The following is a 20,229-nucleotide window of genomic DNA, read 5'->3' on the forward strand; positions in this document are numbered from 1 at the left end:
GACACTACTTTTCCTGCAAATGCTGGCAAAAGTAGTGTTTATTCATGATCAGCTGCCCGACAGGTTGCAGCATCCTTTGCATAGCCTGTCCCCTAGAATGAAACTAGAACCCGCTCAGGTAACGGATAAATGAAAAGTAGGTGTAAATTTGAAACGATTCTTTCATACATGTTGGAACAACGCTCGGAAAACAACCTGTATAACCTTGGGCTTGCTCAGTTGTCTTGCCCTATTCTCTTTTTGGTCGATAGCCAATGCAGAGGAACAAAAAGCGTCTTCGCTGTCCCCCGAATCATCCACAGAATATAGTCCCGAACATCATGCATTCCAGAATGACAAGCTAGCTCCCGCTGCTGTGCAACGATTTGCAGAGCAACAAGCAGTTACACTCGGTACGGCTAACGCCGAAGCAAATTGGAAGAACGCCGACCTGGACTTCTATCCTCTGGGGCCGGGTACACATAGCTGGCTGGTGCAAGCTGCATTTGAGGGTAAACCTATCGGATACATGATTATTACCGCCACAGAACAGGGACAGATGATGCTTAGTGAATATGGTCAAGGAGAACAGTCACCATACAACAATGAACTTCTTGGACAAGCCTTAGATCGACAACATGTGAACCTTGAGGCATTACTTGCTGCCGGAGGAGAGCTTCATCTTGGTTATGCTCTTCCCCTGCTGGCATATTGGAAAGTGGAACAACCTAGTCAACCTGCACTTTATATTGATGCTACGAACGGAGATGTACTACCGTCAGAGTTCCTGAACCTGCTGGAGGCTGATTCCAAACAGATCTCTGCCAGCATAACTGATTTGTCCACAACGCCATCTTTATCAGTCGATCCATTTTATCTCAGACCCGTCTTTAATCCGGCTGACAATCTGTTGTGGATTACCGCCAAGCCTGTTGCTGCCGACCGGGCAAAAGATGTAATACAACACGGGGAGAATCAAGGGATTGTTTTCTCAGCGGGTGATCGTAATATCGTATACGGCGGTCCTTTACCCGTTAGCGGTTATCAGCTGTGGCATACAGATCAGGAAGCAGAGTCCATTCTATATGTAGCGCTAGGTGGAAAATCATCCATTCAACGCTTTATCCCTTTGAGTACATTGCAGCAAGATGGCCATTTTTACCTCTTAAATCCTTGATCATCAGCAAATTCTTAACATACAGTCAGATAACGTGTAAAACTATAAACATCGACAACAAATAAGACGCCTTCCCATATTTATTAAGGGATTGCGTCTTTTTGCTTTACATTAGTGAAATAGGTAAGCGATAGTCACCCTTTACCCGAAGAACTTCGTTTATGAGACTGTGTATCGAATTCTTTTTCCTTTTTCCCCACCCACAGGGAAACAGCGAAAGGGATCATACCAAACCATTTCATCGCCCACGGCTCTTTCTTTTTGGTGCGGCCTTTCCGCTCATCCTTCGGCGTATCGATATAATGAACAACCCGCTGCGTAATGTATTTTACCAATTCATCACTTTTGGCCATGATCTGCCTCCTTCGCTCCTGCACATTCGCGGAGCTTACGATAGTTCTATTATGTGCAGGATGTGTACTGGTTAAACATTTTTTTTATTGAAAGAAGTATGAAAACCCTCAGAATGCACAGTCTAATGCCAAAGGTATCCATCGAGTCGTTAATCTGCATTCGATACCTATTTCATGAAGGAGTGTGTATTCCCATGCATAAGCTGCTGACCGCTTCGGTAGCCTTGTTAATCAGCTTCCATTGCCTTCCCATGCTGCCCCATGTCGCTTATGGAAAAGCAGCCCCGTCCCAGAACAGTCCATCCATGTTGCCAGTGACCGATGGAGATGCTTATCGCTCAAGTCATCATGCCTTTGCAGCACCCGTTATCCTGCTTGATGTAGGCCATGGCGGTATTGACGGTGGTACGTCAGCCCAAGGTGTGCTGGAAAAAGATATCAATCTGGCTATTAGCCAAAAGGTCTATCTCCTGCTTCGCAGCAAAGGTTATGCCGTTATCATCAATCGACTGGGTGATTATGCACTTAGTGATGAGAACCGCTGGCTGAACAGCCGCTCCCGTCATACCAGAGATCTTGCCCAACGTAAAAGCCTTAGCGAAGAAGTAAGTACAGATATCGTGGTCAGCATTCATGCGAACTGGAGTCCCCGATCGACAGCACACGGCCCGGTGGTACTGCACCAGAAAGAAGGCAGGAGTTATTTGCTGGCCCAATCCATTCAGGATGCCATGAACAAGTTGTACGGAACGGAGCACGGGGTCGTATGGGGCAAGCCCTTTTATATATTGAATTACGTGAAGCAACCTGCCGTCATCGTCGAAACCGGATTTTTGAGCAATGCGGCAGATCGAGCCAGAATGAGTGACCCCGCTGAGCAAAAACGAATCGCCCAGTCCATTGCCAATGGAATTATTTATTATCTGTCGGTAGTGTAGGAGCAGATTGCCATTGCCACACATCTCGAACCAGATCACCGATTCCAACAAATTGAACCTGATTTTGCAGACGGGAGACGGATTCACGAATTACTGCGGATGTGTTCATCCCTGAATGACCGACATGACCAATGACAACACAGGTATCCTTATCGATCGCACGCTGAGCAGCCAGGTCCAGTTGCTTGCGAATGTGTTGCTTGGAGTTTTGATCATCCAGGAAAATGTCATTACCTACAGGTGGCATATTTCTGGATATGGCCAGTTCCCCCACCACGGAGCGAAAGTTCGTACGGCTGTCGACAAAGAACAGGCCCCGCTCCTTGCATACATCGAGCACAATGGACATGATGCGTTTGTCGGACGTTATTTTAGAACCCATGTGATTGTTCATGCCAATGGCGTGGGGCACATCATCAATCGCTTTCTCCACACGTTCCCGTACTTCTTCATCTGTCAGATTGGATGTGATTGCACCCGGGCCCAACCACTCAGGTCTTCCTTTCTTGGGTTCCATGGGCATATGCACAATCACATCCATCCCCTTTTCATGTGCAGCTATCGCATCTTTCTTTGTTGTTGGCAAAAAGGGCATAACCGCTACCGTTAGTTTAACTGGCATCGCAAGAATCTCTGCCGTTCCCTTCATGTCATTTCCGACGTCATCGATGATAATTGCTAACCGTTTATGATTCGATGGGGACTCTGAAGCTGCCGCTGTAGGCCCTCCTGCCGATAAGCCTGCGTAAAACACAATCAATAATGCCATGATACCTGCAATGAATCGATAATTCTTTCTCTGTACCTTCATCATGATTCCCTCCCCTGTAACTTCTGTGATCTCATTGTTTGATAATGAAGGGAGGAATATGTAAGCCAAAGCCTTCCTTAATGATAATATCCCCGCCCTTGAAGACCTCTATCTCAAGTGAAGATCTCCATCATTCCCGTTTCTTCCTTAGCATTCAGACAAGAACTGTCATTGAACAGTTAGAAAATAGAGATTAATTAGAAAAAATACTGTAATTTGTCAGGTTTTCAGTTTAGGAATTATTTAGTAGAATCAACAAATGAAAGAGCTTATGTGCTGCATTTCTTTCCTATGATTTATGGAAGGAGGTTTTGAAAGGGTTTACATAAAATAAATGCCAGACAATCCGCTATTCTTGTTTGTTTTTCTGGTCGCGGTTTCTCTATGTAACCATTTACCACTATCGAGGAGGATGAAAGTAGTGAAATTCAAACTAAAAAAGACGATTAATGTTCTTTTGGCCTGTTTAACAGCCCTGCCTTTGATGTTAACCCCGACAAATGTGTCAGCAGCCAACGATGCCAACATTAATTTGTCCTCGGAAAAACAGCTGATCAAGGGCTTTGGGGGCATTAACCTTCCTGCCTGGATTGGTGATCTGACTCCCGCTCAACGTGAAACTGCTTTTGGTAATGACCAGAATCAGTTAGGCTTCTCAATTCTCAGGATCTACGTTGATCCAGATTCCAATAACTGGTATCGTGAAGTTGCCACAGCGAAACGCGCTATTGAGAAGGGGGCTATCGTATTTGCCTCCCCATGGAATCCTCCGAGCAGCATGGTGGAAACGTTCAACCGCAATGGGGACACCAATGCCAAACGTCTGAAATACGACAAATATGCCGCATATGCGCAACATCTGAATGATTTTGTAACCTATATGAAAAATAACGGCGTAGATCTGTATGCCATTTCTGTGCAAAATGAACCGGATTATGCTCATGACTGGACCTGGTGGACTCCACAAGAAATTCTTCGTTTCATGAAAGAAAATGCCGGGTCCATTCAAGGTACCAAAGTCATGGCGCCTGAATCCTTCCAGTACTTAAAGAACATATCCGACCCCATCCTGAATGATCCGCAGGCACTTGCCAACATGGACATTCTGGGAGCACATACGTATGGAACCCAGATTTCCAATTTTGCCTACCCTCTCTTTAAGCAAAAAGGAGCCGGCAAAGAACTGTGGATGACTGAGGTGTATGTTCCGAACAGTGACAACAACTCAGCAGACCGCTGGCCTGAAGCATTAGACGTTTCCTATCACATGCACAATGCCATGGTGGAAGGTGATTTCCAGGCCTATGTGTGGTGGTACATCCGCAGACAGTATGGTCCGATGAAAGAAGACGGTACCATAAGCAAACGCGGATATAATATGGCCCATTTCTCCAAATTTGTACGTCCTGGCTACCTGCGGGTCGATGCAACGAAAAATCCGGATACAAACACATTTGTTTCTGCCTACAAAGGGGATAACAAGGTCGTTGTCGTAGCAATTAACCGTGGAACTTCGGCAACAAGCCAAAAATTCGTTCTGCAGAATGGTAATGCCTCCACGGTGTCTTCTTGGGTTACGGACAGCAGTCGTAACCTGGCAAGCGGGGCCTCGCTTAACGTATCCAATGGGGCCTTCTCGGCACAGCTCCCGGCTCAGAGCGTAACAACGTTTGTTGCCAACATTACTGGCGGGAATAACGGCGGAAATACAGGCAGCGGCACTACTTATGAAGCCGAGACCGGAACAACTCTTACGGATGCTACCATTGAAACGATCTACCCTGGTTACACTGGCTCCGGGTATGTTAACTTCAATGCGATGACTGGTTCAGCCATTCAATGGAACGGTATTAATAACACAATTACAGGTACTAAAAACGTAAAGTTTCGTTATGCGCTGGAAAGCGGAACCCGTAACCTCGACATTTTTGTGAACGGAACCAAAGTCATTAGCAACGACCCCTTTCCGGCAACGGGAAGCTGGTCCACTTGGGTTGAAAAAACAATACAGGTCCCCATGAACACGGGGACCAATACATTGAAAGTGGTTACCACTGGATCGGAAGGACCAAATATTGACAGCGTTAATGTTACCGCAGCACAATAAACGTTCCGTATGGCTGATGGAAGACATTTGCTGTACGTGCAGCTAAACACTAACCTGTTGGATACTAAATCTAGTGTTATATCAAAAAATGCAAAAAAAGACTCCTTAAGCTAACGCTTAAGGAGTCTTTTTATTAGATGCGGTCGAGAGGACTCGAACCTCCACGGGGGTTAGCCCACACGGACCTGAACCGTGCGCGTCTGCCAATTCCGCCACGACCGCATATTGTATCTCCGTGATCAATATCGGCGACAAGAAGTAATATATCATGTGGAATCTATCATGTCAACACTGAAAATAATAACAATAAAGCCCGAACCAGACGTCCATGTCGATTCAGGCTTTACCTTTAACTACTAAGAGTTTGGTTCATTAAAACGGAAGCATACTACAATTTACAGCTTGGAAGGCCAGTTGCCATACCATGCATACCCGCCTCTTCTTTCTTTATCAATATCACTTAATTTGTATTTAACTACCCCGTCACGACCAATAAAGATTGGTTTATCTGTTCCTATCTCATAGAAGCGTGCCCAAATTGGTGCAGCTTTGGAATCAGCGATAATTTTACTATCTCCATTAGCTCTTTCATATTTGTACCCCGTAATTTTCACCTTGTTAAACCAAGCCTCCGCTCCTTTAATGGATGCGGTAATTTTAGCGTTAGCAGATCTGGTTTTCAGAAATTTAACAATCGTTACACTCTCTCCAGCTGTCAGCGATGGCACTTCGTAGATTCTTGCGCTCGCTGGTTTAAGGGAACTGGAATCATGTTGTTGTCCCCAAGCTGTCAGCTTACCACCTGAAACGACCTGTGTATTCAAAATCGCCTCCACACCTTTGGCAACTGAATTTTTACTACGGTTAGCAAGTGTGCTGTCTATAAACGAGAAATCACCTTTGCGTGCTGCTACTTCATCCAGCATGATCATTACGTTAATCATGGCATCATCATTGTAAGTGATATGCTTGTGATATCCGGAGCTTTGGTAAACTTGTGGCCATCCGCCGTTTGAATACTGCATGTTGATCAAAAAGTTAATCCCTTTGATTGCAGCTGTGGAGTATCGGGGATCATTCGTCTTTTTAAATTCCTTCGCCAATCTTCTAATTTCTGAGTATGTAGCCTTGTTGTCTATCGTGGACTTCGCCCACTCTCCACTTGTCTGTTTATAATCTTTTCTCCAACCTCCATCCGGGAGCTGGTTCTTCAAAATATCAGAAATACTCGCTGTAGTACCTGAAGCATCCGCAGCAGATACCGTCCCTACAGGGAGAACTGCCATTCCAACTGCTGAGAACACCATCGTACATGCCAGGACAAAAGTAATTATTTTCTTTGCTTTCAAATGTAACACTCTCCTATGTTCGTTTTTATAAATCTTCCACTTCTACTTTACTTATGAAACGCGTAATTATCGCATAATAAAATCAATTTTAATCCAATATGTGGATTGGATAATCAGATAATATGCAAAAAATCGATTTTTGTCAATATATGCAACTTAATGAATATAATCTCTCTAATTCTACATAACGGGATAGTTCTTTTAACTCATGACAAACCTATTTATTTATCCAAATTCGTCTTAAACGAACCAATAATGACGTTTTTGTCATGAATGGTACCCAAACTTGATCCCTTCTTTCATATAAAAACCTTAATTCCGCTAACATTGAGGTATTACGAAGGGTTTTAAATGGGTTTGACAATTACGCATTTATGCAATATAGTTTCAAATAGTTACAAAAACTTAATTATTCATTGCCGAGTTTCATGTTTGAAAACGGGGGAACCAATTTGGGTGAATTATTCTTATACATAGGAAATATAGGGAACCTTCTACCGAACCCTTAGCTAACTCCGTAGGCATCGAAGGGAGAACATTGATTTTGAAAAAACTGATTATCTCCATTTTTGGAGCAGCTGTATTATTTACATCCGGGGCAACAAGCACAGAGGCAAGCAGTATCAACTCCGTAGTGAACAACATGACAGGTATTCCTTACAAATGGGGTGGCACGACTGTAGCCGGCTTCGACTGTTCTGGTTTTATGAGATATCTTTTCAACAAATACAGCATTGAATTGCCACGTACTTCTCAGCAGCAAGCCAAAGCAGGTACGCCAGTATCCAAGAGCAATGTTCGGACAGGTGATCTGGTGTTCTTTAATACAACAGGCAAAGGCATTTCACATACAGGTGTATATATCGGCGGCGGACAATTCGCTCATGCCTCCAGCAGTAAAGGTGTAAGCATCACGAAGTTATCGAATCCATACTTCAATGATCGTTACGTAACAGCACGTCGGGTAACTGGACAGTTTATGTATGATAAAATGTTAGGTAAAATGTAATTCACATACAAAAAGGCATCGGTTATTAACCGGATGCCTTTTTTGTACTTAGAAAAATGTATGTTGCATCGCTTACTAATTCAGCGCCTTCTGCACTCGCATCGCACCCTGAGAGAGGGCATGTCCTCCTCCAACAGCTCCGGCCACCGCAACGGTCTCCATAATCTCCTGATCTGTTGCTCCCTTGGCACGGGCTTCTTCTACATGGTAGAAGGTACATACCTCATTGTTGGCGAATAATCCAATCCCAAGCGCAATTAGCTGTTTTGTCTTGGCATCAATCACGCCAGGTTGGAAACATTCTCCGGTAAACTCATGATACGACTTCACCACACCTGGCAGTACATCGCTTAATGCTCCAATCTGATCCTTGTAGGCATGAACTTTATCATTCATCAATGTCATGGCTTGTAGCACACCCTCTCGGCTTATAGTTACAGATCTTCCTCACTGTACCTATCTTCTCTCCCGAGTGAGCCAATTATGCCAAGATATCATGGTAATTCCAAACATTTAAACGCTCATGGCTCTGCCATAATCATAAGCTATTACTCACTAAGTGGACTCTGGCGCGGCTCGCTGAACAGCTGATATTTGTAACTGCGATCCAGCTTAACTACACGTCGATTCTGACGTCGGATAAGTACCTGCTCGCCATCCCAGGCAACAACAATCCCGGTTACATCGTTCGATTCCAGCTCGTCCCGTACTACTCTAACTTTCTCACCTGACAGACGCAGGGCGTCCAATTCTGTATCACTAATCATTCGCATGGCTCCTATATTCCAAATTTATTTACAAAAAGAGACCTAAATGAAATGTCATTTAGGTCTCACGTGACTGTATTAGACTGTCATGTCATTCGAAATTATGTCCCGACTGAAAGTTACCGCTGCGCGTGCTCTTTGCTGTCGTTCTTCTCGAACCAAAAATCAAGCACTTTGGCGGACATCACACGTTCTTCAAGGTACTCCACTTGATGCGGTGTAAATTGTTCTTTCCAAGAGAAGGACAACTCTTCGCACAAGCCTACAATCGTCAGTAATTCTGACCAGGCAACATAGCGTTTGTACCAGAAAAATTGAGGATGTTCAATCATATAGGGATAAAGGTCATCGAATTCCGTATGTTTACAATCTAGGGCACGTTCAAAATGAACTTTCGATTCCGCCAGCTTATCATTAAAAAATTGTTCTGTTGCCGGTTGGTTCCCCATGGTGTTGCCTCCTCTCCCTAACATAACCCCATTATAAATGAAATCGGCGGTCATGCAAAGGCATAGTTCAAAAAATAGGCCCTATTCCTTTAAAATGTCACATTTCGTTATCGTCAAATTGTACTGTTCCATCGTTCAGGGAACGAATGCGTACCAAGGCTTCCACCGGAATACCCTGTTCACGAATCGTGCGTGCCCCTGCCTGGAAACTTTTCTCGACCACAACGCCGAATCCGACGAGTTCCGCGCCAGAACGCTCAATAATTTTGATGACGCCACGAGCCGCATCTCCATTGGCAATAATATCATCAATGAACAAAATGCGGTCATTCTCATGAATGAACTCGCGGGATACCATAATGTCAGTTACAATTCCTTTGGTAAAGGACGGTACACGTTCACAGTAAGCATCAGGATCAGCCAGAAGTGTTTTTTTACGACGGGCGAATACAAGGGGCACCCCAAGTTCATAGGCTGCGGCAAACGCAACCGGAATCCCTGAGGATTCTACCGTGATTACCCGAGTTACTCCACTTTCACGAAAACGGGCAGCAAACTCACGTCCCATCTCCATCGTTAATGCAGGATCAATCTGGTGGTTCAACAGACCATCCAGCTTTAATACTTGATCCGAGATAACCACACCTTCTTGTAAAATTCGTTGTTTCAATAATTCCATGATTTGACCTCCCAAGCCTATCCTATGAGGTAAAAGTATCATATATCTATCTATAAGTTCAAGCGAAATTGCCTGGGCGCTGTCCTTGAGAAGCAATTCAAGCCAAAGCTCATTATCGATTGTCATGACTTTCGTGGGTCAAGCATACCTTGTACCATGGTACCCGCATGTCCAAACTATACAGGGGCCTGAGAGGGGAAACACATGAAACAGGCATTTCGGGTGCTGCAGATCGCATTTACATACATCGGAACGGTTGTCGGAGCCGGCTTCGCTACAGGGCAGGAAATTTTGCAGTTTTTTACCCAGTATGGCAAATGGGCCACCATCACCATAGGCTTATCCACCATGCTCTTTGTCTGGTTAGGTACCAAAATGATGCTGATCGCTCACGATACCGGGTCCCGCTCTTATGAGGACCTGAACAAACATTTATTCGGGCCCAAGGCGGGCAAATGGATCACCTGGGTGACCCTTCTCATTCTCATTGGCGTGAACAGCGTCATGCTTGCCGGAGCAGGTTCCGTCTTTGTCGAACATCTAGGTTTGCATTATCAGACCGGTCTGATCGTCACACTTGTAGGGACATATCTGCTTCTCGGTCGGGGCATCCAGGCTATCCTTCAAATGAATAGCATCGTCGTGCCCATGATGCTGCTGTTATCTCTGCTCATGATCACTAGTACCATCCATCATCCAGGAGCTTCCCGATTCATCACATTGACGACAGACTCAAACCCTATTCAAGTATGGCTGTCTCCATTGTTGTATAGTTCGTTCAATCTGGCGTTAGCTCAAGCTGTTCTTGTGCCCGTTGGCAACCAGATTCGCAGTCGGAATGTGCTGAAGTGGGGCGGAGTATTGGGTGGAATTGGCGTAGGTTTCATGCTGATGGCAGCTCATTTTGCCATGTCAGCACAGATGCCCGGCATCATCCAATTCGAAATTCCGATGGGCAGCATTGCCTTTCAACTTGGATGGGCAGTACAATCTGTATATGTATCCCTTATTTTCATGGAAATATTCAGTACATTTGTTGCCGATATCTACGGCATGACCTTGCAACTCAGACAACATATACGCATTCATCCCCGTTTCATTACATTAACCATTATGCTGCTGTGTTACTCACTCAGTCAGTTTGGATTCAGTTCTCTACTATCCATCCTTTATCCTATCTTCGGAAGTTTGGCACTGTTCTGGGCAGCCAAATTGGTATTAAACCGCTGGGGTGCCTTCCGTGGACGCAAAAATATATAAATGGTGATGTACTTCATGAATATGAGCATCCGTTTGCTTCATACCATAATTCATCACTCATGCGCCTTCCTTTTGCATGAAAAAAAAGCCGCTGTTTAGCACAGCGGCTCGCACTTTTTGCTCTCTCTTTTAGGCCTTGCTGGGAAACTGTAAATACATCTTCTTCAACTCATTGACCGATCTGCCGAGCGAGTAATGTGTTTTGGCTTTTTCACACGCTGAACGGGCAAGTTCATAACGATAAGCCGGGTCCAGCATCACCTTTTCAAGCGCTTCAGCCAATGCAGAAGGATCTTCTGCCGGTACAAGCAACCCATTGCTACCGTTCTCGATCTGTTCCGGTATACCACCTACATCCGTACCCACAAGGGCAAGACAACTCAGCGCCGCTTCAGCGAAGACGGAACCAAATGCTTCTGCCCGTGAAGGAAGTACAAAAATATCAAAGAATGGCATGAATTCCTCAGGGTGCAGTGTGTAACCATAAAAGATGGTCTCATTATAGATCCCCAATCGCTGTGCCAATTCTTCCAGATCAGGACGAATCGGTCCATCTCCAATAATATGTAACACATAATCATGACCTCGGCCCTTCAGTTCCGCACAGGCTTTGAAAAGAATATCCAACCCTTTCGCCGGAACAAGCCGACATACCGTGACCAGTTGTGGTATCGCATTATCATGAGGAATCGGCTTAAACCGCTTCTCATCAAATCCATTGGGAATCACACCGATGACATCAGGTTCCTTCACGTAGGGCGCCAGATAACGACGGAACGAATCCGACACCGTTAAGAGACGCTCTGCCTGGTGTTCCAGCTCACCATATATCGCAAGCAGGAATCGATGCTCCGGTCCATCCGTTTCAATGCGTCCATTAAGTATTAATTCTCGTTCATAACTGGAGTGAATCGTCTGAATGAGGGGTGTATCCGGGAAAACCGTTCTCATCGCAAGTCCTGCAATTGGGTGGTGGGCATGGATCAGATCATAAGGCTTCTGAATACGCAGTTTGGTCCACCAAAGATAATCACGATAGGTTTGAATATATTTTTGGACAACAGGACTATCCTGATATTCCGTCCAGTCAAACGTTTCGAAATGAACTTCCTCTCTGCCCTTGTTGCGAATTCGCTTTGGCAACGAGAACAGATCCATTTCCCACCTCGGGGCTGTAAATCTCTCTTGCATATACGGAATCATAGAGGATACACCTCCGGGCTGCTCCGGAGGAAAGAAAAGCGCCTGCAGCAATTTCACCGTTAGTTTCCCCCTTTTTAACTTACGTTCTTTCAATGCATCTTCATTCATGATCCATTTATATCTGGATACGGCTATAGTATCCATTATGACATAGCGAAGCCGGAACATCTATATTACGAAAGATACTGCAAACTTTTGGCTATTTAAACCGCTCATTCAAAGCAAAACTGACTAAGCTTTTTTTCACCAACTCGTATATACAACATATTCATGAAACGTGCCACTCAGAAGCAAAATCTTTAAACCAGCAGTCAACTCCTCGCGATTGTCGTCAATCTTTCCATTGGACAGTCCGAATTCTCAGCTCAGTGGCTGCACGGGCTTCTCATATGTACTGTAACCATCGGTCTCTCCCAAAAAAGTATACCCGTTCCGCGCGTAAAAGGCGTTCAACGTAGCATTGCCCGCTCCGCAATCTAACCGAACAGTATGTTTGCCTTCAAAATGTATCCCGCTGCTGGACCATTGCAAAATGGACCGTCCCAGACCGCTCTGAGCATATTTTCTTCGAATCGCTAGCCGATGCAGATAAATTGCGCCATCTTCGGCATAAGCTTTTGAACCCCAAAGATGAATATCCCAAGGACTTGGCTGAACCAAAAGAATGACCATCCCCGCTACGTCCGCCCCCTTTTTAAATACAAACACATCCCCACGGCGAATCGCCCCTGCCGTATCATGTGAATCTTCACCTTTAAGCAAAGCGTTCCATTGGGAAGAACCTTGACTCTGTAACCATTCGGCTGTCTCCACCAGAAGCGACATCACATCCTCCCTATCTTCAGGATTCGCCTGAACCGCTTGAAAACCATCGTTAATATATTCGCTATTGATCCTGAATGAGTGCATCATTGTTCTCCTCCGCTTCCTGATCTCTTTTAAACTAATGGTACTATACCGGGAAATGGATTTTTCGTCAAAATGAGAACAAAAAAAAAGGTAAAAGGCGGTTGCCCTTTACCCATCTATTCTGGCTTCATCAATAATCTGATTTCGATACAACATCGTCAGGTGCAAGGTGTCAAACTTCATTTCCTTGTCCAACTCCTGCATCAACACTTCGACCAGATTCTTTCGTTGCATGCTGGTACCAGTAACCTCGTAATCAATGTATCCCGTAAGATCCGAATGAGAAGTGTCTATAGTTGCTGTTCCCACAGGCAATCCACCTCGCTCCTGAAGAAACAGCTCATATACCCGGAACTCCCGATCCTTACGCTTTAGCATGACATAACATGTTTCTTCAGCAGCTTCCAACTCATCCAGATCCGATTCATCGGTATCCTCAAATTCCTCGGAGAAATCGCGATGTACCCACTCTAGCGTTTCGAGTTCGTTGCCCTGATGCCACATGCGGATTGTAATCGTATCGATGATATCTTCATCCAGCTCTCTGACCAGCAACTCTGCCGCAGCTTCCAATTGATTCTCTTCCGGCTCGTCATACCAGTGTATTTCACCTTGTACATCAGCGCCATATTGTTTTAAGGAAGCTTCTGCAAGTTCCTGCCCTTCGACATCATTGAATATATACGTCGATATGCTGCGTCCTGCGCTTACCATTTCCATCTCCAGAACCTGATCCCGATCTTCATATGTAAACGATTCGGTTTGTGACACAGGTATTACCTTACTTCCACTGCTGTCTATATCGTCATAGCTGCCTTCGTCATGATTCATCTCTTCAGACGGCCACATTGTCTCTGACTCAGGCTTATGCAACACCGAATGTAATGAGCCACAACTAACCAGCACTTCATAATACGCAGCTTCCAACGCATCTGCAAGAGATTGGACATAGGCATGCACTTTTTCCACGATACGTTGCTCTGTATCATCTGGCAGAGACTCCTGCTCGATCTGTAGACTACCAGATAAACGATCTCCTTCTCTGAACACAAGGAACAGTGAGCCTGCATATTGACCATTGACCATCACGTCCTGTACTTCTCCACCTGATGTCCGCAGGTCGGCAACCAATTCCACATCATATTTCATCACGTGTCCTCCTCCATTCCTAACGTTATTCTCTTAGGATGTCCCTAAGGACGGTAGATTATGAGGAAAGCGCGCATTTCAGATATAAGATGTAAGGTTAGACGGATAACACATATTTTTGCATTGCGTGTGCCACACCCTGCTCATTATTGGAGAGTGTAACCTCGTCCGCAGCAGCTTTCACCTCGTCCGGTGAGTTATCCATGGCAATGCCTTTGCCCGCAAAAGTCAGCATCGTAATATCATTGAAGTAGTTGCCAATCGCCATAATCTCCGAAGGCATGATTCCTTTGGATTCGGCAAGTCTTTTAAGTGCAGCGCCTTTGGACGCTTCGGGATGCATCAGGTCAATAAAAAAATCACCACTGCGTGTCATATAATAAGGCAGATTCCAGGTAGACCACTCCTGAAGCACGGCATCCATCTGTTCAATTGGTCCAAATGCAGTGAACTTCGCCAGCGGTTCTGTCATGTCAACCCACTTGGGTAACTTCATTGGCTCTGCCATAAAGTTGTAATACATCTCACGCACCTGCAACCCGAGACCTTCTGGTTGATCCACATACAGACCAAATGCCGTATTGATGTCAAAATGTACTCCATTGGTTCGACAGTAGGATATGATCGGCTCCAGTCCCTGTCCATCTAATGCAAAGTGATGAACCACCTCACGAGTATCTACCTGTGCAGTTACAGCACCATTATGTGTAATCACATATCCATCCAGTCCCATCTGCTCCATAAAAGGAATCGTGTTGGCAGGACCTCTACCTGAACACAGGACAATCTCTGCTCCCTGACGGGAAGCTTGGATCAAGGTCTCCTGAGTCCATTCGGTAAGTTCATGATGATCATTCAGCAATGTTCCATCTACATCAAGTGCAATTAATTTATAAGTCATCTGGCTTCATCCTCATCTCTGTAGTAATCGCACCCACCCAAACCCTCCCTTCCGAGGGAGGGCCCCAGAGAGCTCTGCCCTCTGGACTCCCGTCTTGCTCATCGGTGGTAGGTCGGGGCTTGCTATGTAACGGTTGGCGTAGGAACGCTTGTTGCCGGGAACACCGCTTTTCAGCGGCGATCCCGCCCAAGCTTAACCGGGACCATTTCGGGCAGGGCTTCGCTTTCTGCCCGGCTCCCTGCTTCACTTCGTGAAGAACGGGAGCTTTCTCGCCTTCGGCGGTTAGTACCGGGGCTTCGCCTCCCTCCACGGCTCCCTGCTCCGCTTCGTGAAGAACGGGAGCCTTCTCGCCTTCGGCGTTCGTATCGGGGCTTCGCCTCCCTCCACGACTCCCTGCTCCGCTTCGCGAAGGACGGGAGCTCTTACTTCCGCAGAAGGTTCAACTCATCTGCGGTTAGTTCACGATAGCTTCCGATCGCAAGATCGGAAGCTAATTCAAGCTCACCCATGGCAACGCGTTTCAGATAGATCACTCGCTTGCCTACCGCCTGAAACATACGTTTCACCTGATGAAATTTCCCTTCGTGAATAATAAGCGAGATCGACGAGATCGTGCCTTCTTCGGTCTCTTCCCGGCCAAGTATAGTCAGCTCAGCAGGCAATGTCTCGTATCCGTCATCCAATTGAATGCCCGCATTGAAACGTTGCACATCCGCTTCATCCACGTTTCCCAGAACACGGGCTTCATAGGTTTTGGGCACATGCTTGCGTGGAGATAACAGATCATGGGCAAGTGGACCGTCATTCGTAAGAATGAGCAGTCCCTCCGTATCCTTATCCAGTCGTCCCACAGGAAAAGGATTGAACACCCGATCCTCTTTGCGCAGCAGATCCAGTACCGTCTTATCTCTGTTGTCCTCGGTAGCAGACACAACACCCGGAGGTTTATGCAGCATCAGATAGATCATCTCCCGATACATAATCCGCTCGCCATCGGCTTCAATGACGTTGACCTCGGGATTCACCTGTACACCGCTGTCTTTCACCGCTTTGCCGTCCACATGGATTCTGCCTTGTTTCACCATCCTTTTGAGTTCACTTCGTGTTCCCACACCCATATGGCTTAATATTTTGTCCAGACGCAGCGTTTGTTTCCCTTTTCCACTCATACCGATGTCCACCTCCACCCTGCCGGATATTCATTCTTCAGTACACCATCCAGCCATTTTCCCCAGCCAGCGGCATAACCATCTACACATACAAGAACGTACCCTTTGGCAACCGTATCCGCCTTGAGCACCACTCGTTCTTCTTCAATATTTAACGTTTCACCCTTGAGGTATCTCACGGCTTCGCCATCAGCGGATGACAGATTTACGCTTCGCCGTGCTTCAAATGCATTCAGAGCACAGGCAAGCGGATGGGACGGAACAAATCGTCCATTCTTGATCGTTCCCATAAACCAGCCTGGACGAATGACTTTCAGTCCCTCCAACCGAGCTGCACCAACCGATGATTGATACACCCGATCTCCATAACATACCGTCTCTCCAGTTAACTCAATCTCCAATTGTTCTTTCATAAACTGACTGTAGATCGCAACCGGATCAATACTTGCCGGATCAGCTCCGCGTCCCTGACCCCGTTCCGATTTACGTCCACCGTGATCTTTACCTTTTTTGCCCTGTTTACCCGAATTCTTGCCGCCGCCAGCCTGTCTGTCATGGGACTCTCGGGATTCGATTCGCAATAAACGTTCCTTTTTTCGATCAGCCTTGGTCATAGCAATTGAAGAAGCAGCAATAGAGTGATCCTTGTTCCCCTCTACTTCAATCCTGGACACATCCACGACCTGTCCATACTCCATTGCTCCTTCTTTAACTACTCCAGGTTGATCTGTTTGTAATCCTTGCCCTGCACGATGCTGCAATACAGCGACATAATGTCCCTCTCCTTCCAAAAGGTGAGGCCACAATCTTGCCGTACCACGCGTTAGATCCAACACATCTTTTGTCTCTTCTGCCTTCTCCGGCATCATCTGACGTACCCATTCCGGACGTCCTGTTGCGAACCCTGTCTCTTCAGGAATGTCCATTACTACGAAATCACGGTTTACATTCAGGAACTCCGCAATCATCGCTTCATTTTCCTCCGGCGCAAAGGTACATGTCGAATATACGATGGTTCCTCCCGGGGCCAGCAATCGTGCCGCAGTCTCCAAGATATCCCGCTGCATGAGCACACATTTTTCCACCGAATGATGTTCCCACGATTTCACCATGTCTTCATCCTTGCGGAACATGCCTTCACCTGAGCAAGGCGCATCAATTAATACTTTGTCAAAATAATGAGGAAATGCATTCGCGATCCGCTCTGGTGACTCATTCAAAACAACCGCGTTACGCACCCCGTACAATTCCACGTTCTTGGCTAGCGCTTTCGTGCGTTCAGCATGGATATCGTTCGTCACAAGTACACCCTTGCCTTGCAGCTTTGCAGCAATCTGTGTTGTTTTCCCTCCCGGAGCAGCACACAGATCAAGCACACGATCTCCAGGCTCAACCTGCAATAATTCAACTGGAGCCATTGCACTTGGTTCCTGTATATAATACAGGCCTGCATGATAATAAGGGTGCAGCCCCGGTTTAACACCATGAGGTACATAGAACCCTGTCTCACACCAAGGAATAGGTCTTAGATCAAACGGAGCAATATCATCGAATTGTTCCATCGATATTTTTAGCGTATTCACTCTCAGTCCCGCATGGGGCGACTGTTCATAAGATTTCATAAATTGTTCAAACTCATCACCCAGCAAACTTTTCATTCGCTCAGCAAATATCAAAGGTAACTTTACACCCATATTCCCACTCATCCTGTCTTGGTAAGATTGCAATATCGTTTTATTTTATCATATCCAGGCTTTGCTTTCCTATCATATCGTATCTATTCCACTACAGCGTGTAATGTAGTATAATGGCAAGTAGATTGATTCCTGAGCAAAAATTCGGGTGTTTATGCATATTATCCCAACCTTTATTTTTGCCCAAACTATATTTCGATATGATCGATGGGGGATGTCCAATGAAATCCAAGAAGAAAAAGAAAAGTGCTGCGATCCTTATTTTCCTGGGTATTTTAATCATTATGATTGCAGCACTGGTTGTCGTAGACCAGCAATCCAAGAAACAGATGGATTCAGTGGAAAATGCTTATGGCATTGCTGCTTCCAAGCTTAATCCAGCTACAAGGGAGCTACTGAGTGATCCCAACTATCAACAAATTATTGTACCCACTGATCTCAAAGCCAAAATCGATAACAAAGACAGCTTTTTTGTTTATTTCTTTGCTTCCGACTGCTCGCACTGCCGTGCCACAACACCTCAGTTGATGCCACTCGTTGACAGTGAAGGTATTGAGCTTCCACAGTTCAATCTGCGTGAATTCGAAGCAGGATGGACCGATTACAATATCGAGTTCACACCTACACTCGTCTATTATGAGGCTGGTGTCGAGAAAGACCGTATGGTTGGCGGACTGCAAGAGAATGGCAGTGACCAGGGCTACACGCTGGATGATTACAAACAATTTTTCCAAAAATATAAAGGCAGCGCCGCTCCTTCGGCAAGCTAACTGATAGTTCCGTTTTCACAAGTATCTACAATCAGGCACTTGTATCACCAGAAACGTTCTGTTGAAGGACAGGCTGTGCCACTTGCAATCATCTGAATATAACGCAACATTTAAAAACACCCCGATCGTTCCCTTTACAGGAATCGTCGGGGTGTTTCATAACCATGGAACTTCATATCCATGGGATGCTCATTTGAATGTTAATGCTGATTACGGTTCAACTGTTACTCTGATCCATCGCCTTCATCTTCTCTTCGTATATTCGCCCTCTGGTAGGACTCCGGCGCTGCGGAATATTAGGTTTTAGCTCAAGCGATCTTCTAGATATCTCTTGTTCTAAGACCTCATCAACAATTCGTATGGACAAATCCCTGTAAGTCACAGACTGAACATCTGATTGGGACAGTTGCTTCACGATTTCCTGTACATCCCGTACCAAAGCCCCAAGGTCAATGCCCAGAATCGTAGCAGGATAAGGTTCCAGAAGATCAAGTGAGCTCTGTAACATCATCTTTCCTCCGCGGAGATTGCCATTCCTGAAGTGGTATAAACCAACTGCAATTTGTAACAACCCTTTATAGAGCGAATCCCGACTACGTTCAAGCCACAATTCTTCCAGCACCTCATGGCACTCGAAATAATCCTGATCCCGATTGAAGTAGATTAAGTAGTCAACGTACAGTGGCTCATAGATGCTCATCCGGGTTTTCGCCCTTTCTGGCGTTGTTCAGAAGTTTCTTCACGTCATCCAGCAAGTCTTTGAGTCCTTCCATATCATGACGTTCCCAGTAATCGTTAAATCGCTTCTGTGCTTCAATTGCTTCACTGACAAGGTGGTAGAAGTATAATTGATGAATGATATTCAATGTTCTTGACACGATATTGGAATCATCCTCAAACGCCTTCTGCGCCTCCAAAATCTGTAGACGAATTGCAGACATCTCGTTGTCCAGTATAAACGCGGCCTCAGCCGTTTTTTTCAGCCTGGTTCTCATCTCATCAGGTAACCCTTCCCGAAACTTGTAACTCAGCGAATGTTCAATGGTAGCCCAGAAATTCATGGCAAGTGTCCGGATCTGTATCTCGGCCAAAACTTTCTTTTGTCCGAGAGCCGTCTGAACGGGATACTCAATAATCATATGAAAGCTACGATAGCCGCTCTCTTTGAAATTCGTAATGTAATCTTTCTCAATGAGCACCGTGAGATCCTTACGGCCTCGAATATACTCGGCAACCCGGCGGATATCATCCACGAACTGGCACATAATGCGGATACCTGCAATATCCTCAATGCCTGTTTCCACGTCATCAAGCGACACATTCAGTCGTCTGGATTTCTCCAGAATACTGGATATTTTTTTGACACGACCGGTAACGAATTCAATCGGGGCATACTCTTCCCGTTTCTTCAGTTCCGCTCGCATTGTCTTAAACTTGACTTTCAATTCCTCTACCGCTTGTTCATAAGGAAGTAAAAATGTACCCCAGTCTCTACCGTCCATGCTTATGCCTCCTGTCTCTATAGCGTCCCCTGTTCTATTCCATTATACATGATG

General features: G+C 45.7%; 21 protein-coding genes, 1 tRNA gene and 1 riboswitch. Of the genes, 6 read left to right on the forward strand and 16 right to left on the reverse strand.

Annotation, left to right across the window (positions count from 1 at the left end):
• Nucleotides 1-205: 205 nt before the first annotated feature.
• Entirely contained in the window at nt 206-1,156 is a 951-nt protein-coding gene (locus tag IFU39_RS10125; protein WP_149846495.1) for a hypothetical protein, read from the forward strand.
• A 134-nt stretch (nt 1,157-1,290) separates the two neighbouring features.
• On the opposite strand, the gene IFU39_RS10130 is transcribed toward IFU39_RS10125, so the two are convergent.
• Nucleotides 1,291-1,509 (reverse strand): YqzE family protein, encoded by a 219-nt coding sequence (locus IFU39_RS10130; RefSeq protein ID WP_105598135.1) that lies wholly within the window; start codon nt 1,507-1,509, stop codon nt 1,291-1,293.
• A gap of 194 nt (nt 1,510-1,703) precedes the next feature.
• Here IFU39_RS10130 and IFU39_RS10135 point away from each other — a divergent pair, with 194 nt between their 5' ends.
• Nucleotides 1,704-2,447 carry an N-acetylmuramoyl-L-alanine amidase family protein gene (locus IFU39_RS10135; protein WP_105598134.1) on the forward strand — a complete coding sequence of 248 codons (744 nt, stop codon included), beginning with the start codon at nt 1,704-1,706 and terminating at the stop codon, nt 2,445-2,447.
• Here the strand turns inward: IFU39_RS10135 and IFU39_RS10140 are convergent.
• Nucleotides 2,422-3,216 (reverse strand): divergent polysaccharide deacetylase family protein, encoded by a 795-nt coding sequence (locus IFU39_RS10140; RefSeq protein WP_445739056.1) that lies wholly within the window; start codon nt 3,214-3,216, stop codon nt 2,422-2,424. The two genes, IFU39_RS10135 and IFU39_RS10140, sit on opposite strands and share 26 nt — an antisense overlap.
• Nucleotides 3,217-3,670: 454 nt before the next feature.
• Between IFU39_RS10140 and IFU39_RS10145 the strand changes: the two genes are divergently transcribed.
• Entirely contained in the window at nt 3,671-5,365 is a 1,695-nt protein-coding gene (locus IFU39_RS10145) for a carbohydrate-binding protein (protein WP_197997732.1), read from the forward strand.
• A 138-nt stretch (nt 5,366-5,503) separates the two neighbouring features.
• On the opposite strand, the gene IFU39_RS10150 is transcribed toward IFU39_RS10145, so the two are convergent.
• A tRNA-Leu gene (locus tag IFU39_RS10150) sits at nt 5,504-5,587 on the reverse strand.
• Nucleotides 5,588-5,760: 173 nt separating this feature from the next.
• A complete protein-coding gene (gene pelA, locus IFU39_RS10155) occupies nt 5,761-6,714 on the reverse strand; it encodes a pectate lyase (RefSeq protein WP_197997733.1) in 954 nt (317 codons plus the stop codon).
• 407 nt (nt 6,715-7,121) lie between these two features.
• Nucleotides 7,122-7,253: riboswitch (cyclic di-AMP (ydaO/yuaA leader) on the forward strand.
• A 5-nt stretch (nt 7,254-7,258) separates the two neighbouring features.
• Between pelA and IFU39_RS10160 the strand changes: the two genes are divergently transcribed.
• On the forward strand, nt 7,259-7,723 hold the full coding sequence (locus tag IFU39_RS10160; protein WP_036609611.1) for a C40 family peptidase: 465 nt from the start codon (nt 7,259-7,261) through the stop codon (nt 7,721-7,723).
• A 75-nt stretch (nt 7,724-7,798) separates the two neighbouring features.
• Here the strand turns inward: IFU39_RS10160 and IFU39_RS10165 are convergent, their stop codons facing one another.
• The 4 genes from IFU39_RS10165 to IFU39_RS10180 all read right to left on the reverse strand — a co-directional run bounded on the left by IFU39_RS10165 (nt 7,799) and on the right by IFU39_RS10180 (nt 9,618).
• On the reverse strand, nt 7,799-8,128 hold the full coding sequence (locus IFU39_RS10165; RefSeq protein ID WP_091017487.1) for a carboxymuconolactone decarboxylase family protein: 330 nt from the start codon (nt 8,126-8,128) through the stop codon (nt 7,799-7,801).
• Nucleotides 8,129-8,271: 143 nt separating this feature from the next.
• The gene (locus IFU39_RS10170; protein ID WP_091017488.1) at nt 8,272-8,490 is read right to left on the reverse strand and encodes a hypothetical protein; all 219 of its coding nucleotides are present in this window, start codon (nt 8,488-8,490) and stop codon (nt 8,272-8,274) included.
• A 119-nt stretch (nt 8,491-8,609) separates the two neighbouring features.
• A complete protein-coding gene (locus IFU39_RS10175) occupies nt 8,610-8,939 on the reverse strand; it encodes a hypothetical protein (RefSeq protein ID WP_036609615.1) in 330 nt (109 codons plus the stop codon).
• Between the two features lie 97 nt (nt 8,940-9,036).
• The gene (locus tag IFU39_RS10180) at nt 9,037-9,618 is read right to left on the reverse strand and encodes a xanthine phosphoribosyltransferase (protein WP_036609617.1); all 582 of its coding nucleotides are present in this window, start codon (nt 9,616-9,618) and stop codon (nt 9,037-9,039) included.
• Between the two features lie 204 nt (nt 9,619-9,822).
• Here IFU39_RS10180 and IFU39_RS10185 point away from each other — a divergent pair, with 204 nt between their 5' ends.
• A complete protein-coding gene (locus IFU39_RS10185) occupies nt 9,823-10,878 on the forward strand; it encodes a YkvI family membrane protein (RefSeq protein WP_192132452.1) in 1,056 nt (351 codons plus the stop codon).
• Nucleotides 10,879-11,007: 129 nt separating this feature from the next.
• On the opposite strand, the gene IFU39_RS10190 is transcribed toward IFU39_RS10185, so the two are convergent.
• The 6 genes from IFU39_RS10190 to IFU39_RS10215 form a co-directional block, all read right to left on the reverse strand.
• Complete coding sequence (locus IFU39_RS10190) at nt 11,008-12,138, reverse strand: glycosyltransferase family 4 protein (RefSeq protein WP_091017490.1); 1,131 nt, start codon at nt 12,136-12,138, stop codon at nt 11,008-11,010.
• Between the two features lie 303 nt (nt 12,139-12,441).
• Nucleotides 12,442-12,990, reverse strand: coding sequence for a GNAT family N-acetyltransferase (locus IFU39_RS10195; RefSeq protein ID WP_105598129.1), 549 nt, complete (start codon nt 12,988-12,990; stop codon nt 12,442-12,444).
• Nucleotides 12,991-13,098: 108 nt separating this feature from the next.
• Nucleotides 13,099-14,139 carry a hypothetical protein gene (locus tag IFU39_RS10200; RefSeq protein ID WP_105598128.1) on the reverse strand — a complete coding sequence of 347 codons (1,041 nt, stop codon included), beginning with the start codon at nt 14,137-14,139 and terminating at the stop codon, nt 13,099-13,101.
• 97 nt (nt 14,140-14,236) lie between these two features.
• Nucleotides 14,237-15,040, reverse strand: coding sequence for a Cof-type HAD-IIB family hydrolase (locus IFU39_RS10205; RefSeq protein WP_192132454.1), 804 nt, complete (start codon nt 15,038-15,040; stop codon nt 14,237-14,239).
• Between the two features lie 422 nt (nt 15,041-15,462).
• Nucleotides 15,463-16,209 carry a pseudouridine synthase gene (locus IFU39_RS10210; RefSeq protein WP_091017495.1) on the reverse strand — a complete coding sequence of 249 codons (747 nt, stop codon included), beginning with the start codon at nt 16,207-16,209 and terminating at the stop codon, nt 15,463-15,465.
• Complete coding sequence (locus IFU39_RS10215) at nt 16,206-17,903, reverse strand: RsmB/NOP family class I SAM-dependent RNA methyltransferase (RefSeq protein WP_192132456.1); 1,698 nt, start codon at nt 17,901-17,903, stop codon at nt 16,206-16,208. The genes IFU39_RS10210 and IFU39_RS10215 overlap by 4 nt, the downstream gene beginning before the upstream one ends.
• Nucleotides 17,904-18,124: 221 nt before the next feature.
• Here IFU39_RS10215 and IFU39_RS10220 point away from each other — a divergent pair, with 221 nt between their 5' ends.
• Nucleotides 18,125-18,673 carry a thioredoxin family protein gene (locus IFU39_RS10220; RefSeq protein WP_047842389.1) on the forward strand — a complete coding sequence of 183 codons (549 nt, stop codon included), beginning with the start codon at nt 18,125-18,127 and terminating at the stop codon, nt 18,671-18,673.
• Nucleotides 18,674-18,890: 217 nt separating this feature from the next.
• Here the strand turns inward: IFU39_RS10220 and IFU39_RS10225 are convergent, their stop codons facing one another.
• Both IFU39_RS10225 and IFU39_RS10230 read right to left on the reverse strand, forming a co-directional pair.
• Nucleotides 18,891-19,373: a DUF309 domain-containing protein gene (locus tag IFU39_RS10225; RefSeq protein ID WP_192132458.1), complete on the reverse strand. Its 483-nt coding sequence runs from the start codon at nt 19,371-19,373 to the stop codon at nt 18,891-18,893.
• Nucleotides 19,360-20,175 carry a GTP pyrophosphokinase gene (locus tag IFU39_RS10230; RefSeq protein ID WP_036609636.1) on the reverse strand — a complete coding sequence of 272 codons (816 nt, stop codon included), beginning with the start codon at nt 20,173-20,175 and terminating at the stop codon, nt 19,360-19,362. The genes IFU39_RS10225 and IFU39_RS10230 overlap by 14 nt, the downstream gene beginning before the upstream one ends.
• Between the last annotated feature and the right edge of the window lie 54 nt (nt 20,176-20,229).

This window comes from Paenibacillus sp. CFBP 13594, from assembly GCF_014842675.1.
Taxonomy (GTDB): Bacteria; Bacillota; Bacilli; order Paenibacillales; family Paenibacillaceae; genus Paenibacillus; species Paenibacillus amylolyticus_B.